At 63.8% G+C, this 14,733-nt stretch carries 13 protein-coding genes; 8 read left to right on the top strand and 5 right to left on the bottom strand.

The genetic code is table 11. The features are described from left to right. Positions 1-121: 121 nt before the first annotated feature. The 4 genes from KI235_RS15995 (at position 122) to KI235_RS15980 (ending at position 4,076) form a co-directional block, all read left to right on the top strand. Entirely contained in the window at positions 122-2,038 is a 1,917-nt protein-coding gene (locus tag KI235_RS15995) for a phytase (RefSeq protein ID WP_212795873.1), read from the top strand. Positions 2,039-2,102: 64 nt separating this feature from the next. After that, positions 2,103-2,810: a protein TolQ gene (tolQ, locus tag KI235_RS15990; protein WP_003202062.1), complete on the top strand. Its 708-nt coding sequence runs from the start codon at positions 2,103-2,105 to the stop codon at positions 2,808-2,810. Between the two features lie 13 nt (positions 2,811-2,823). Further along, a complete protein-coding gene (gene tolR / locus KI235_RS15985) occupies positions 2,824-3,270 on the top strand; it encodes a protein TolR (RefSeq protein WP_003202060.1) in 447 nt (148 codons plus the stop codon). Further along, positions 3,267-4,076: a TonB family protein gene (locus KI235_RS15980; protein WP_013693413.1), complete on the top strand. Its 810-nt coding sequence runs from the start codon at positions 3,267-3,269 to the stop codon at positions 4,074-4,076. Before tolR ends, KI235_RS15980 begins: the two co-directional genes overlap by 4 nt. A 146-nt stretch (positions 4,077-4,222) precedes the next feature. Here the strand turns inward: KI235_RS15980 and KI235_RS15975 are convergent, their stop codons facing one another. From KI235_RS15975 to KI235_RS15955, 5 genes are read right to left on the bottom strand one after another with little or no spacing between them, the layout of a single operon-like run. After that, the gene (locus KI235_RS15975; RefSeq protein WP_013693412.1) at positions 4,223-5,119 is read right to left on the bottom strand and encodes a helix-turn-helix domain-containing protein; all 897 of its coding nucleotides are present in this window, start codon (positions 5,117-5,119) and stop codon (positions 4,223-4,225) included. Between the two features lie 32 nt (positions 5,120-5,151). Next, the gene (locus tag KI235_RS15970; RefSeq protein ID WP_003202053.1) at positions 5,152-5,619 is read right to left on the bottom strand and encodes a response regulator; all 468 of its coding nucleotides are present in this window, start codon (positions 5,617-5,619) and stop codon (positions 5,152-5,154) included. After that, on the bottom strand, positions 5,616-7,928 hold the full coding sequence (locus KI235_RS15965) for an ATP-binding protein (protein WP_003202050.1): 2,313 nt from the start codon (positions 7,926-7,928) through the stop codon (positions 5,616-5,618). The genes KI235_RS15970 and KI235_RS15965 overlap by 4 nt, the downstream gene beginning before the upstream one ends. Further along, positions 7,925-8,593 carry a response regulator transcription factor gene (locus KI235_RS15960; RefSeq protein WP_013693411.1) on the bottom strand — a complete coding sequence of 223 codons (669 nt, stop codon included), beginning with the start codon at positions 8,591-8,593 and terminating at the stop codon, positions 7,925-7,927. The genes KI235_RS15965 and KI235_RS15960 overlap by 4 nt, the downstream gene beginning before the upstream one ends. After that, a complete protein-coding gene (locus tag KI235_RS15955; protein ID WP_013693410.1) occupies positions 8,590-9,774 on the bottom strand; it encodes a sensor histidine kinase in 1,185 nt (394 codons plus the stop codon). The genes KI235_RS15960 and KI235_RS15955 overlap by 4 nt, the downstream gene beginning before the upstream one ends. Positions 9,775-9,948: 174 nt before the next feature. Here KI235_RS15955 and KI235_RS15950 point away from each other — a divergent pair, with 174 nt between their 5' ends. The 4 genes from KI235_RS15950 to KI235_RS15935 all read left to right on the top strand — a co-directional run bounded on the left by KI235_RS15950 (position 9,949) and on the right by KI235_RS15935 (position 14,706). Further along, the gene (locus KI235_RS15950; RefSeq protein ID WP_013693409.1) at positions 9,949-10,470 is read left to right on the top strand and encodes an SgcJ/EcaC family oxidoreductase; all 522 of its coding nucleotides are present in this window, start codon (positions 9,949-9,951) and stop codon (positions 10,468-10,470) included. Between the two features lie 291 nt (positions 10,471-10,761). Beyond that, positions 10,762-11,271, top strand: coding sequence for a sigma-70 family RNA polymerase sigma factor (locus KI235_RS15945; RefSeq protein WP_003202042.1), 510 nt, complete (start codon positions 10,762-10,764; stop codon positions 11,269-11,271). Then, positions 11,271-12,215 (top strand): FecR domain-containing protein, encoded by a 945-nt coding sequence (locus tag KI235_RS15940; protein WP_003202040.1) that lies wholly within the window; start codon positions 11,271-11,273, stop codon positions 12,213-12,215. The genes KI235_RS15945 and KI235_RS15940 overlap by 1 nt, the downstream gene beginning before the upstream one ends. A gap of 67 nt (positions 12,216-12,282) precedes the next feature. Then, on the top strand, positions 12,283-14,706 hold the full coding sequence (locus KI235_RS15935; protein ID WP_013693408.1) for a TonB-dependent receptor: 2,424 nt from the start codon (positions 12,283-12,285) through the stop codon (positions 14,704-14,706). The last annotated feature ends 27 nt before the right edge of the window (positions 14,707-14,733 follow it).

Below are 14,733 nucleotides of genomic sequence, written 5' to 3'. Positions count from 1 at the left end.
GCGTGCCTGATCACTTTTGGCAAGGGGACTTTGCTCCCACAGATGAGTTCCCTGGCCATAGAAGTGAGCAACAAGCCCGTTTGAGCCTGACTGAACGACAAGGATTTTCCCGTTGAACACGATGTTTTTCTTACCCAAGCGCTACCTGTTGGCGATGGCGATCAGCCTGGCATCAGCCGCCACCCTGGCGGCTGACCCAGCGCCCAAGCTAAAGCTGCAACCCTGGTCTCAAGCCGAGCAACTGTCGATCAACGCCCTGGCATTCCTGCCTGGCACTTCGACGACCGAGCGACTGGCCAGTGCCCGCGAAGGTTTGTTCTTGCTCGATGCCCAAGGTCGCGAACTGACACGCCTGGAGGGCACCTTTGAAGGTCTCGATAGCCGTGCCCAAGGCGCGAACGCGTTGGTCGCCAGCCTCGACAGCACGCGTCAGCAAGCCCTGGTGGTCAGCCTCGACCCACAAAACCGTCAGTGGGGCGTGCCGTTGTACCTGCCCACGCGGGATTTCCCGGTCAACGGCCTGTGCCTGTATCGCGACGAGGCGAGCAACCTGTTTGTGTTCCTGGTCGGCGAGGAGGGCAAGGGCGAGCAATGGCTGGTAGGCAATGGCGAGCGCCTGAGCGACAGCGCGCAACGGGTGCGCGGCTTGCCATTGCCGCCGGACGCCAAGACCTGCCAGGTGCAGGACAGCGCCAATCAATTGTTCGTCAACGAGGAGCGGGTGGGTTGGTGGGCCTATCCGGCATCCTCAGAGGCCGAGACCGTGCGGGTACCCGTGGCGATGCGTGCGCCGTTTGGCGACCTCCAGCAAAGCGCCGGGGCCATGGCCGTGCTGCCGGGCGACCTGTTTGGGCTGGACCCGGAAGCGGCGCAACTGCATGTGTACCAGCAACAGGACGAGAGTTGGAGCGCCAAAGCCAATCTGCCGTTGGCGGGCCTGAAGGAACCGGAAAATCTCGCGGCGCGGCTGACGAAAAATGGCATTGAAGTGCTGCTGCGCGACGATGACAACGGACACCTGTACCAAGGCGAAATCAGCTGGAAACCCACGCCAGCGCCTTTGCCGCCGGTACTGCCCACTGTGGCTGCCATCGTCCAGAGCGAACCGGTGGCCCGCCAGGGCGACGCCGCCGATGACCCGGCGATCTGGGTGCATCCGACGACGCCCGGGCTGAGCCGGGTGCTGGGCACCAACAAGAAGCAAGGCCTGCTGGCCTATGACCTGCAAGGCAAGTTGCTGCAGGAACTGGCGGTCGGGCGCCTGAATAACGTCGATGTGCGGGCGAACTTCAAGCTGGGCACGCAAACCGTCGATCTGGCCGTGGCCAGCAACCGAGATCGCAACAGCTTGAGCCTGTTCAGCATCGACCGCACCAGCGGCGAGTTGCGCGAAGCCGGTGAGATTGCGACGTCATTGAAGGAAATCTACGGCATCTGCCTGTTCCAGCCTGCTGAAGGCGAACTGTATGCCTTCGCCAACGGCAAGGACGGGCGCTTCGTGCAGTACCGCCTGAGCGCGCCGGACGGCGTGGTGGAAGGCCAGTTGGTGCGCCAGTTCAGCGTCGACAGCCAGCCTGAAGGTTGTGTCGCCGACGAGCAGCGCCAACGCTTGTTTCTCGGTGAAGAGGACGTCGGCGTCTGGGCAGTGGATGCCCGGGCCGACCAACCGGCGACCTTGAACAGTGTGATCAAGGTTGGCCCGTCGTTGCACGCTGACGTCGAGGGCATGGCCTTGTACCAGGCCAGCGGCCACGACTACCTGGTGATCTCCAGCCAGGGCAACGACAGTTACCTGGTGCTCGATGCCGAGCCTCCCTATGCCGTGCGCGGCGCCTTCCGGGTCGGTCTGAACGCGGCCGCGGGCATCGATGGCGCGTCGCAAACCGATGGCCTGGAGGTGACCTCGGTGAACCTCGGCGGGCCTTGGAGCCAGGGCATGCTGGTGGTCCAGGACGGCCGCAAGCGCATGCCCGAGCAGACCCAGAACTTCAAGTTCGTGCCCTGGGCCGACGTGGCGAAAGCGCTGCGCCTGCCTTGAGCGACGCTGTCATCAACCGGTCACGAACATTTCATCGAATAACCGCCAGACAGGAGTTTCAACCATGCAAGCCACTCTGGAACACATGACGATCTGGGGCCTGATCAGTGACGCGAGTCTGCTGGTCAAGGCGGTCATGCTCACGTTGCTGCTGGCCTCGCTATTGAGCTGGTATTTGATCATCCAGCGCAGCGCCGTATTGCAACGCAACGAACGCCAGCTCAACGGTTTCATGCAGCGCTTTCGCGGCACCCAGGATCTGCTACCCCTGTATCGGGAACACGCACAGGTCCGCGAAGACGACGGTGGTGTCACGCCGATTTTCCAGGCGGGTGTGCTGGCCTTCACTCAGCTCAACCAACCTTCAAGCACGCCGCAAGTGGTGCTTGAAGGTGTCGAGCGCGCGCTGCAAGTGGCGATCAGCGAACAGGAAATACAGCTGGAAAAAGGCCTGCAGTTTCTCGCCACCGTCGGTTCGGTCAGCCCCTACATCGGTTTGTTCGGCACCGTCTGGGGGATCATGAATGCCTTTATCGGCCTGTCCCAAGTGCAACAGGCCAGCCTTTCCACTGTGGCGCCGGGCATTGCCGAAGCGTTGATCGCCACGGCCATCGGCCTGTTCGCGGCAATCCCGGCGGTCATTGCCTATAACCGTTTTGCCGCTCGCGGCCAGACCCTGCTGACCCGGTACTACGCCTTTGGCAACGAGCTGCAGGCGCGTCTGCACCGCAAGCTGCACGGTGCCCCGGTGAACCTGGCCTCGGCCGCTTGAAAGGAGAGGGCAGATGCTCGTCAAGCCACAACGCAAGCACGGTCCCAAGGCCGAAATGAACGTGGTGCCGTACATCGACGTGATGTTGGTGCTGCTGGTGATTTTCATGGTCACCGCACCGATGCTGACCCAGGGGGTGAAGATCGAACTGCCCAAGGTCGCCAGCGAAGCACTGGCCAACGACCGTCGCCAGCAAATCCTCACCCTGTCGGTCAAGGCCGAGGGCGGTTACTACTGGAACCTGGGCGGTGAGCTGGACACCCACCACCAGACCGACAGCGCCGTGGACCTGGAGCAGATGCGCGCCAAGGTGGCGCAGGTCGTCGCCGAGCGCAGCGATACCCAGGTGTACATCCGTGCCGACGCGCATGCCGATTACGGTCGGGTCGTTGCAGCCATGGCCGCGTTGCAACAGGGCGGCGTGAGCAACCTGGGGCTGGTGACCGAGGCGCCGCAATGACGGCGATGATCATGGACAGTCCCTCCTTGAGCGTACCTGCGCTGGGCCGTCGCTTTTGGAAAAACAGCCTGGCGGCGGGGCTCGCCGTGGCCCTGCACGCGGGTGTGGTGGCGTTGTTGGTGCTGGGGTGGAGCGTGGAGAAGCCAGCTGCCGAGACGCCCAGGGTGTTGCACACGCAACTGGTGATGCTGCCGCCAGCGCCCGAAGCCCTTGTCCCGGTTCCTGTCGCGCCTGTTGCACCGCCATCGGTCGAGCCGACCTCGGCGCCGGTAGAAGCGCCGCGTCCCGCGCCCACCCAGCCGGTTGTCGACCCGCGTGTCCAGGCGCAGAAACTGGAACAGGCGGCCCTGGCCCGCAAACGGGTCGAGGAGCAAAAGCGCGAGCAACAGGCCCAACAGCAGCGTGAACGCCAGGAAAGCGAACGACGCAGGCAAGACGCCGAGCAGCAGGCCGCTGAACAACAGCGGCAGGTCCGGCAGGCACAAGCACTCGCCGAACAACGCCAAGCCGAGCAGGCGCGCCAGGCCGTCGCCGACAGCCGCAGCTACCAACCGCTGAGCAAGCAAGCCCCGGACTATCCGCAACGCGCCCTGGACAAGGGCCTGGAAGGCGATTGCACCGTGGAATACAGCGTGACGCCGGACGGGCGGATCGATAACCCCAAGGTGCTCGACGGTTGCCACCCATTGTTCATCCGACCGTCCCTGGCCGCTGCCCAGACGTTTCGTTATCAGCCGCGAATCATCGATGGCAAGGCAGTGACGGTGCCGGCAGTGCGCAATACTTTTCACTACCGGATCAAATGAGAACATGCCTGCAGAAAGTACCTGTGGGAGCGAGCTTGCTCGCGATAGCGGTGGACCAGTTGTCATCAATGTTGACTGGCCCGGCCCTATCGCGAGCAAGCTCGCTCCCACAGTAGTCAGTGTCGATCAGCCAGCCGAAAGGGGTTTTACTTGCGGTAATGACTCGGCGCCACGCCCACTTCACGGCGGAAGATCTGGGAGAAATGGCTGGCGCTGCCATAGCCAACCTCCAGGCCGATATCGATGATGCTGCGCTCGGTTTCCAGCAGCAGTTGCCGGGCCCGGGCCATTCTCAGCTGGATGAAGTACTGCGAAGGTGAACGCCCGGTGGCGCGCTTGAACAAGCGGCTGAAGTGGTATTCGCTCATGCCGATGGCCTGGGCCAGGTCACCGAGGCTGAAGGGGGCGGCCAGGTGTTGTTCCATCAACTGGATCACCCGCTTGAGCTTGAAAGCGGGCAGGGCGTTACGTCCGGACATGTCGTCGGCATTGGCATCCCGGTAATGCCGCGCCAGGTGCACCGCCACACATTGCGCCACGCCCTGGATCAGCAAGGCACTGGTTTCACCGCGCCGGGTCAATTCCTCCCGAATCTGTTCGAGCAAGGCTGAAAGTGCTTCATCCCGCCCGCCAGAGACTTCCCGCAGCTGGATCGCGCGGCTGCCACCGGTTTCGGCAATGGCGCGCTCCAATAACGCCAACCCCAGGTACAGATGCATGACCACAAATGGCTCGCGGCTGGTCACTTGCCAGCGCATCTCATAAGGAACCGGGGATGTGGTCAGGAAAAAATCTCCAGTGACCACGGTATTCGTTTCCCACGCCTCGTTGGCAACGCGCTCCTCGACGATGGCTTCCCCGGACAGCACCCAGACGAGCAACGGTTCGGCCACCGCCGGCACGACGATGTGTGCTTCGCTGCGCTCACGGACAAAGATCTCGACCAGGATCTCCTTGGCCGATACGCCGTCGGACGTCGCCAGGCGCTCGCCGCGAATGTGTGCCTGCAGGCCGGTTGCCGATGTTCGTTCAGTGACTTTCATGCATCGAATGCCTTGATGGAACGGCCGCCAGGTCAAGACGGGCCGGCGGCGGGACGGTGCTGGCGCAACAGTTCGATCTGCTGGGACGGAATCAACTCGCGCAACGCCTTATAGAGCGCACGGGTTTCCAGCAGGTTCCAGATGCGCAGCATGGTTTCCAGCGCGTCCAGGGGTTTGCTGATGAAATCCCGGGCGCCGAGGGCCAGGGCCCGCAGGCGCGTGTCTCGGGTCGCGTCGGCAGTCAGCACCAGGATCGGCAGGTAGTCATTGGCCGGGATCCGCCGGTTGAGTTGTTCGAGCACGGCAAAGCCGTCGAACGCCGGCATGTGCAGGTCGAGGATGACCAGGTCCGGCTCGAAGCTGTTGAACAGATCGAGCGTGCGCAACGGTTCGGTGCTGCTCAGCACGTTGTGCAACCCTTCGCGGGCCAGCAGTTGTTCCATCAGGTCCAGGTTGGGGCGCTGATCGTCGACGATCAGAATGCGCAAGTCGCGATTCATGCGGGCTCCGGTAGATAGTGCTCGAGGTGGCCCAGGAAGGCCTGGATATGAATAGGTTTGGTCAGGATCGCCGTGGCGCCGGCGTCACGCAGGGCGCGGTGGGTCAGGTCGCTGGCATCGGCGGTGATCATCAGCACGGGCGTGGCGGCAGTGGCCGGGGATTGGCGCAGGCGCCGCAAGACTTCCAGGCCTTCGAGGTCCGGCAGGCTGACGTCCAGCAGGATCAGTTGCGGGGTGTGCTGGCGAGCGAGGTCCAGGCCCATCTGGCCTTGCATGCTCGACAATAACTGGATGCCAGGCCGGCGTTGCATCAGGGTTTCGATCAGCGCCAGGCTCGACAGGTTGTCTTCGATGCACAGGACTTTGCCGTGATAGTCCACAGGCGAACGCGTCACCGCCAGGGCGGCGATGGGTGGCAAATGCGCGCCAACCACCTGGGTGCCGGGCAGTTGCAGGGTGAAACAGCAGCCGTGTCCGGGTTCGCTGTGGACCTGCAGGTTGCCCTGCATCATTTCCAGCAGGCTCTTGCTCAATGACAACCCCAGGCCAGTGCCTTCGACCTGAGGATCGGCGCCCAGGCGTTCGAAAGGCTTGAACAGTTGGTCCAGCTGTTCCGGGGCAATGCCATGGCCGGTGTCGTTGACGGCGATGCTTACCTGATGGGCCTGGACGCTGACTTCGATGCGCACCTCACCGCCGGGCCGGTTGTACTTGATGGCGTTGGACAGCAGGTTGAGCAGCACTTGCACCAGGCGCTGACGGTCCGCGAGCACGCCGCTGTCGTCAGGCAGCGCTGGCAGCTCGGCCAAGTGGATCCCGGCGTCGGCGGCCATCGGTGAAACCAAGGTCAGGGCTTCGTGCAGCACCGTCGACAGGGCGATCGGTTCGATGTTCAGCGGCAGGCGCCCGGCCTCGATCCGGGCAATGTCCAGCACTTCGTTGATCAACGCCAGCAAGTGCTGGCCGGCCCGCAGGATGTGGCTGACCTGAGGGCGTTGGCCGGCGGTGGAGTCCATGTCCAGCAATTGAGCGAAACCGAGGATGGCGTTCAGTGGCGTGCGCAGTTCGTGGCTCATGCGCGAGAGAAACTCGCTCTTGGCTCGGCTGGCGCTTTCGGCTTCTTCCCGGGCGGTGCGCAGGGCGATCTCGGCAGCGCGTCGGTCGGTGATGTCGCGGGTGATCTTGGAGAAACCGCGCAGGGCGCCGGTGCCATCGTATTGCGCAGTGATGACCACGCTGGCCCAGAAGCGGCTGCCGTCCTTGCGGCAACGCCAGCCTTCTTCCATGTAATGACCGTCGCGGGTGGCTTCGCGCAGGGCCATCTCCGGGTGCGCCGGGCACTCTTCGGCCAGGTAGAACAGGGAAAAATGCCGGCCGAGGATTTCCTGCTCGGTGTAGCCCTTGATCCGTTCCGCGCCAGCGTTCCAGGTGGTGACGTAGCCTTGGGCATCCAGGGCGAAGATCCCGTAGTCCTTCACGCCATCGATGATCAGCCGCAAGCGCTCCTCGTTATCGCGCAGGGCCCGCTCGCGTTCGGCGAGCAACTGCCCGGCCTCCACCAGGCGCGTGCCGAGTTGGCCGATTTCGTCCTGCTCCGGCGGTTGTGGCAACAAGGGTTGGCCCAATGCCAGGCGCTGGGCGTTGCCTTGCACCTGCTGGACCCGGGCGACAATGCCCTTGGACAGGAACAGCACCGCGACAATCGCCCCCAGCAGCCCGCACACCGCCGCCAGCAAGGTGGCGAACAACAGGCGCATGCGCGTGGCCGAGGCGGCGGCGCTGCGGTCGGCGAGCAGGGCGTCCTCGCGTATGCGCATGGCGCTGATCTGCTCGCGCAATACGTCCAGCACCTGTTTGTTTTCGATCAGGATCGCGGTGATGGCCTCGGGGTCGTCGCGCTTGCCATTGCGCAGCGCAAGCAAACCGTCGAGTTTGTCGGCGATCAGCGGAGTGATGGTCTTTAGGTGTTCGCGCATCCTGGCGTCGCGAATGTTGTGGTCCAGGCGCTGCAACGCGGCGTGGATCAGTGGCGTAGCCTGCTCGTAGCTGGGCAGGAAATCTTCGCGGCGGGTCAGCAGGTAGCCGCGCACGCTGGCCGCTGCCTCGGCCAGCAGGGTATGGACTGTCTGGATATCACCCTGGACCAGCAGCACCCGACGCACATCCTCTTCGGCCCGGGCGGTCTGGCGTTCGGTGATATAGATCAGCACCAGCGACAGCAGCAGGACCACCAGGGGCAGGGAGATCACCACCAGGGCCTTGCCGCGCAAGGGCAGGTCGGCCCAGCGGCGGGCGGCGAGAAACCTCATGGCCATTGCCCGGCAGGTTGCGCCACCAGGCCCAGGGCAACGCCGCGCACGGCGGCCTGGGTCCGGTCGGCGGCGCCCAGTTTGCCGATGACACGCTCTACGTGGGCCTTGGCCGTGCCGGGTGCGATGCCCAGCTTCTCGCCGATTTCACGGTTGCTGAAACCGCCGGCCACCAGCCCCAGGACCTGGCGTTCCCGGGCGGTCAGGGCCTGGACTTGAGTGGCACCATTCGCACCGCGTTCGGTCATGCGGCGCAGCAGGCGCGCGCTGACCGAACTGTTCAACGCCTCTTCGCCCTGGGCGACCCGTTTGAGGGCGTCGAGCACTTCATCGCGGCTGGCGTCCTTGAGCAGATAGCCGACCGCGCCCGCACCGATGGCGGCTTCGAGGTGGTCGGGGCTGTCATCCATGGTGAAGATCACGACTTTGATTCCGGGCTGGCGCTGCTGCAGGATCCGCGCCGCGCCCAAACCGTTGAGGACGGGCATGCGGATGTCGAGAATCGCGATGTCCGGCTGTAGCCGCTCGCACAGGTCGAGGGCTTCCTGGCCGTCGCGGGCCTGGCCAACGACCTCGAATCCCGGGTTGCCGGCGAGCATGCTGATAAACCCGGTGCGGGTGACTTCGTGGTCATCGGCCAGCAGCAGGCGCAAAGGTCGGTTCATGGTTGTCCTCCGTGGGCCGGTAGCGGCACGCTGGCCAGCAGTCGGGTGCCGCCACCGGGCTGGCTGCAACAGCTCAGGTGACCGTCCAGCAAGTGCGCACGCTCCTGCATGGCGGCCAGCCCCAGATGGCAGCTGCCGTTGGTCTCGATGGGCTGTTCCAGGGCAAAGCCACGGCCATCGTCCTCCACTCGCAGGCAAGCGTGGCCATCGTCCACCGCCAACCCCAACTGCACATGGCTGGCCTGGGCGTGCTTGAGAATGTTGTTGATGCCTTCCTGGGCAATGCGAAACAGGGCGATCTCCGTGTTGCCCGGCAGGCGCGCGGTGCTGTGTTCGGCCCAGTTCACCGTCAGGCCGGCGTCGCGCAGGCGATCGGCCTCCTTGTCGACGGCTTTGTACAGGCCGAAATCATCCAGTACGTGGGGGCGCAGGCCGCTGATCAGTTGCCGGCCTTCGCCGACGCAGCCTTGGGCCAGGTCGAGGATGCTTTGCAGCTCGTTCGCCAGTGCAGGCGGTAGCGACGGGCAGCGACCGGCGAAGCCCTGCAAGCGCTGATGCAAACCGGCGAGATTCTGCGCCAGGCCGTCGTGCAGGTCGTAGGCCACGCGCTTGCGTTCGTCTTCCTGGGCGCTGAACAAGCGGTGGACCAACTCGGACATGGTCCGTTCGCGGGCCTGGAGCGCTTCGAGCAGACGGCTGTTCTCCAGGTGTGCCGCCAACAGCGTCGCGAGCAATTGCAGTGATTCGATGTCTTCGTTGTCCGGCGCGCCGAGGGCCACGCTGTTGCCCAGCAACAACGCCCCGAACTCTACGCCGTCGGAGGCACGCAACGGTACCCGCAAGACCTGGGGCAGGGCGCTGCCGGGCGATTCCAGCCATTGTGGGCCGGGCATTTGTGGCTGGGCCAGGTTGGCGAGCAGCTCGAGTCGTTCCGCGCTGCCGTGGCTGGCGAGGGTGCGCAACGGCTGGTCCGGCGCCCACTCCAGTAGCAGGCCATGGTCCATGGCCATGAACGCGCACGCCCGTTGCAGCGCACGCTGGCGCATGGCCGACAGGGGCAACTGCGTCAGTTCATGGCCGGTGCCCAGCAGCAGGCCCAGGCGTGCGGCACGACTTTGCGACTGGCGATATTGGCTGCGGATGGCCAGGGCACTGCCGGGGTCATGGGGTGGGCTTTGCATGGGGAACTCCAGCGTGGAAGAGGACCGGTCGCGGTTCGCGATGGCGTCATTAGAACGTGTCACCGGCACCGAGCCTATCTGCCGAACGGCATAGGCGATTGGCACCGGTTGGCCGATGGCGAAGGCAGGGAAGGCCGGCAAAGTGGACCCATTGAAACCCAAAGGACCACGTTGATGAAAATGAAAACCTGCGCCATCGCTGCTTTATTCCTGCTGGCCGCGCCGCTTGTCCAGGCGCTTGAGGCTACGCCTTATGTGTATCGCACAGTGGCCGAGCAGCCCAAGAATGTGAATGACCGCGAGATCGCGGCACTGTTCGACCGCTGGAACGCCGCGCTGCAAACCGGTAGCGCCACCGCCGTGACCGGCCTCTATGCCCCGGATGCGATTTTGCAACCGACTGTTTCCAACAAGGTGCGCAACACGCCGGCGCAGATCCAGGATTATTTCGAGCATTTCCTGGCCGGCAAACCGGTGGGGCAAATCAACTATCGGGAGATCCGCCATCTGGGCCCCGATGCGGCGATGGACAGTGGTGTCTATACCTTCACGCTCACACAGGCCGACGGTTCCAAGCGCGAGGTCCAGGCGCGCTACACCTTCCTCTATGAGCGCCTCGATGGCCAGTGGAAGATCATCAACCATCACTCATCGGCCATGCCTGAGGTGCCGAAGACCTTGCACGCCAGCCACTGATAGCACTGCTCGCTAAAGACCTGCCTGTGGGAGCGAGGTTGCTCGCGAGGCGGCCTGACTCTCGCAGTCGTACACCATCAGCTCTGTGGGAGCAAAGCTTGCTCGCGATAGCGGAGTATCAGTCAGCATCGATGTTTCTGACGCACCGCCATCGCGAGCAAGCTCGCTCCCACAGGGCCCTCTATCAATTCCATCCCCGTGTTTAGACACACTTTGTACAAAGAGCTTGGATTAACGCGCGAACATTAATTAGAATCAGTCTCATTTAAGACTTTGCGCAGGCTTCTGGACATGTGTGATGCAGTTACGCCGACGGAGCATTCCCTCCATGCGTTGTACCGTGACCACGGTAGCTGGCTGGAAGGCTGGCTGCGGCGGCGCATGGGCAATGCCTGGGATGCGGCGGACCTGCGCCAGGATACCTTCCTGCGGGTGCTTTCCAGTTCCCAGACCTTGGCTGACCTGCAAGAACCCCGGGCTTATCTGCTGACCGTTGGCAAACGCCTGCTGAGCAACTTCTACACCCGGCGCAATCTGGAACAGGCGTATCTCGACGCTCTGGCGAGCCTGCCTGAAGCCTGCGCACCGTCGCCAGAGCAACGCTGGCTGCTGCTGGAAACCCTGCAAGCCCTGGACGAACTGCTCGATGGCCTGCCGCCCCTGGTGCGGCGGGCTTTTCTCTGGAGCCAACTTGAAGGCCTGGGTTATCGCGAGATCGCCGAACGCCTGCAAGTGTCCGAACGCACCGTGAAACGCTACATGGCCCAGGCCTATGAACATTGCCTGTTGGTGGACTTCTGATGCGCTCGACCCCATCACCCGAAGCCCGCGAAGCGGCACGGGCGGCGGCTCGCTGGTTGACCCTGATGGAGTTCGACGGGAATGCGTTCGACTCGGCGGCCCTGCAACGCTGGCGCGACAGCAGCGATCATCACGAGGCGGCCTGGCAGAAGGCCCAGCGATTGCGCCAGCGTTTTGCCGGGGTGCCCGCGTCCCTGGGCATGGCAACCCTGGACCGCCCAGTGCTGGCTCGGCGCGAGGTGCTCAAGCGCGCATTGGGCGTCGCCGCATTGGTCCCGACCGCTTGGCTGCTGGGGCGAGAGCTGCCGTTGGAGGCCTGGCGCGCTGATTTGCACACTGCCACGGGCGAGCAACGGCGCTGGTCGCTGGTCGATGGCAGTGCGCTGCAACTGAACACCGACAGCGCCGTCGACCTGGACCTCAAGGCGCGACGCCTGGTGTTGGTGCGCGGCGAAATGGCCCTCAGGCTTGCCGGGAGCACGCCGCTGTCCGTTCAATCACCCTATGGACTCATCACCATCACTCGTGGCGAGGTCTGCCTGCACTTGGGCGAGGGCGATTGCCGGGTGGCGGTGGTCAGCGGCTCGGCACAACTGCAACCCCTGCGCGGGCCATTGCTGAGCTTGGAAGCGGGCCAGCAGGTCAACATCCAGGATTCAGGCGCGGGGCCAGTGAAGGCGTTCGACGTGGCGCAGCTGGGTTGGCGTGACGGCGTATTGGTTGCGCAGGACCAGCCGCTGGGGCATTTCCTGCGGGAACTGAGCCGCTATCGCCCCGGGGTGTTGCGTTGGGACGAAACCCTGGAAGCCCTGCGAATCACTGGCAGCTTCCGCTTGGACAACACCGACCGAATCCTCACGCTGCTTGCGGCCAGCCTACCGCTGGACGTGCACATGCGCACTCGCTACTGGGTCACGTTGACGCTTCGCAAAAATATGGCCTGATGCCTGTCCCCTTTTTTTGTCTCGCTTGTCATTCAAGGCAACTGAACAAAAATGAGAGCGCTTTCCAATGTCCGCAGTTGCACCTTTGCGTTTGCGCCCGGCCTTTGCCGGCTGGCGTCCGCTGTTGAACCTGAGCCTCATGCTGAGCTTGAGCGCCAGCCCATTCTTTATCTCATCGAGCCTGGCCGAAGAAACCGACCGGCGCAGCTATCAGGTGCCGGCCGGCAGCCTCGGCGCAGCGTTGGCCCGGTTTGCCGGGCTGGCGGGCGTCAACCTGTCGGTGGATCCGGCCCTGGTAAGTGGTCGCAACAGCGCCGGGCTTTCGGGTGAGTTTGGCGTAGAGGAGGGGTTTGCCCGGCTGTTGTCGGGTTCGGGCCTGCAATTGCAAGCGGTGGGTGAGCAGGCCTATATCCTGACGCCGGCACCGGAAGGCGGCAGCCTGCAACTGGCACCCACCTCGATTCTAGGCGCCACGACGTCGACGGACAGCCCGGCGTATGCCGGTGGCCAGGTTGCTCGCCGTGGTTCGCAAGGCTTGCTGGGCTCGCGGGATTTCATGGAAACACCGTTCAGCATGACCACCTACACCAGCGCGGCGGTCAAGAACCAGCAGGCGCGCACCTTGGGCGACATGATCGCCAGCGACCCCTCGGTCCGCGCCACCAACCCGGCGGGCGGACGCTTTGAGCAGTTCACCATTCGTGGTTTCAGCCTGTTCAACAGCGATGTTGCGTACAACGGTCTCTACGGCATCCTGCCGACCTACACCATCGACATGGAAATGGCCGAACGCGTCGATATCCTCAAGGGCCCGAGCCAGCTCATCAACGGTATCTCGCCGCGGGGCAGCGTGGGCGGCGGGATCAATGTGGTGCCCAAGCGTGCCACCGACAAGCCCATCACCTCGTTCACCGGCAGCTATGCCTCCAACAACCAACTGGGCGGTGCTGTGGATGTCGGTCGGCGCTTTGGCGAAGATGACAAGTTCGGGATTCGCTTCAATGGCGTGAAGCAGGCGGGCGACACCGAATGGGATCAACAGAGCGTGGACCGCGAGATGGCGGTGCTGGGCCTGGATTTTCGCGGTGAGCGCCTGCGACTCTCGACGGACATCGGCCACACCGAACGTAACACCGACGCGCCCCAGGAACGCGTGCAGGTGGGCGCCAATGCACAGGTTCCTCACGCCAGTGATGTGCGCGACAACTACGCCCAGTCCTGGAGCAAGGCGCGCACCAAGGACACCTTCGGCACCGTGAACGCTGAATTCGACGTCAACGATTCCGTCATGCTGTATGGCGGTGTCGGAGCGCGTAAAAGCGAGCACGACTTCCTTCGGCACAACGTTTCGGTCACCAACGACGCGGGTGACTTCACCGTCCAGCCCCGAGACTTTACCCGCGACGAAAATGTCCGCACGGCCACAGCCGGGGTGCGCAACTGGTTCCATACCGGCCCGGTGAGCCATGAGGTCAACCTGGCTGCCAGCTATTTCTACATGGACTTCGAAAATGGCGGCGCCCGTTACGCCAACGGTCGCAGCAACCTGTATGAACCGGTGCAGACCCCGGCGCCGAGCAACCCGACGCGACAGGACGATAAGGTCTACACCGAGAACCGCTTCAGTGGCGTGGCGTTGTCCGACACCCTGGGGCTGTTCGACGATCGCTTGCTGCTGACCCTCGGCGCTCGCTGGCAACGGGTGAAGGTTGACGACTGGACGAATAACGTCAAGGGCGACACTGCCTACGATGAGGAAAAGGTTTCACCGTCGGGCGGCATCCTGTTCAAGGCGACGGACAAGTTGTCGCTGTATGCCAACTACATGGAAGGCCTGAGCCAGGGCAAGATCGCGCCGTCGACGTCGGTGAACGAGGATGAGATTTTCCCGCCGTTCATCAGCCGTCAGGTCGAGGTGGGCGCCAAGTATGATGCCGGCCCATTCGCCGTCACCGCCGCGCTGTTCCGGATCAAGCAGCCGGCCTATGCGACCGACGCCACGACGCGTGTCTTCGGCCCGAACGGCAAGCGAGAAAACACCGGCGTGGAGTTGAGTGTGTTTGGCGAACCGCTGAAGGGAACCCGTTTGCTCGGCGGCGTGATGTACATCGACAGCGAACTGACCCATACCACCAATGGCACCTTCGATGGCAACCGCGCCCCCGCCACGCCGAAGTACAACGTCAACCTCGGTGCCGAATGGGACGTGCCGACGGTACAGGGCCTGACCCTGACCAGCCGGGGCATCTACTCCAGCTCGCAGTACCTGGACCAGTCCAACACCAAGGAAATCGATTCCTGGGAACGCTTCGACGTCGGCGCCCGCTACGCATTCAAGGTCGACGAGAAGAACGTCACCCTGCGGGCCAACATCGAAAACGTGGCAGACAAGCGCTACTGGAGTTCGGCCGGGGCGTCGGATGACAGTGAGGCCGGATTGACGTTGTCGACCCCGCGCACCTACCTGATTTCCGCAACGGTGGATTTCTAGGCCCAGGTGCCGCTCCAGGGAAGGAGC

This window comes from Pseudomonas sp. St386, from assembly GCF_018325865.1.
Taxonomy (GTDB): Bacteria; Pseudomonadota; Gammaproteobacteria; order Pseudomonadales; family Pseudomonadaceae; genus Aquipseudomonas; species Aquipseudomonas brassicacearum.
The sequence above is the reverse complement of the archived record's forward strand: the minus strand, read 5'-3'. Positions and strand labels throughout refer to the sequence as shown.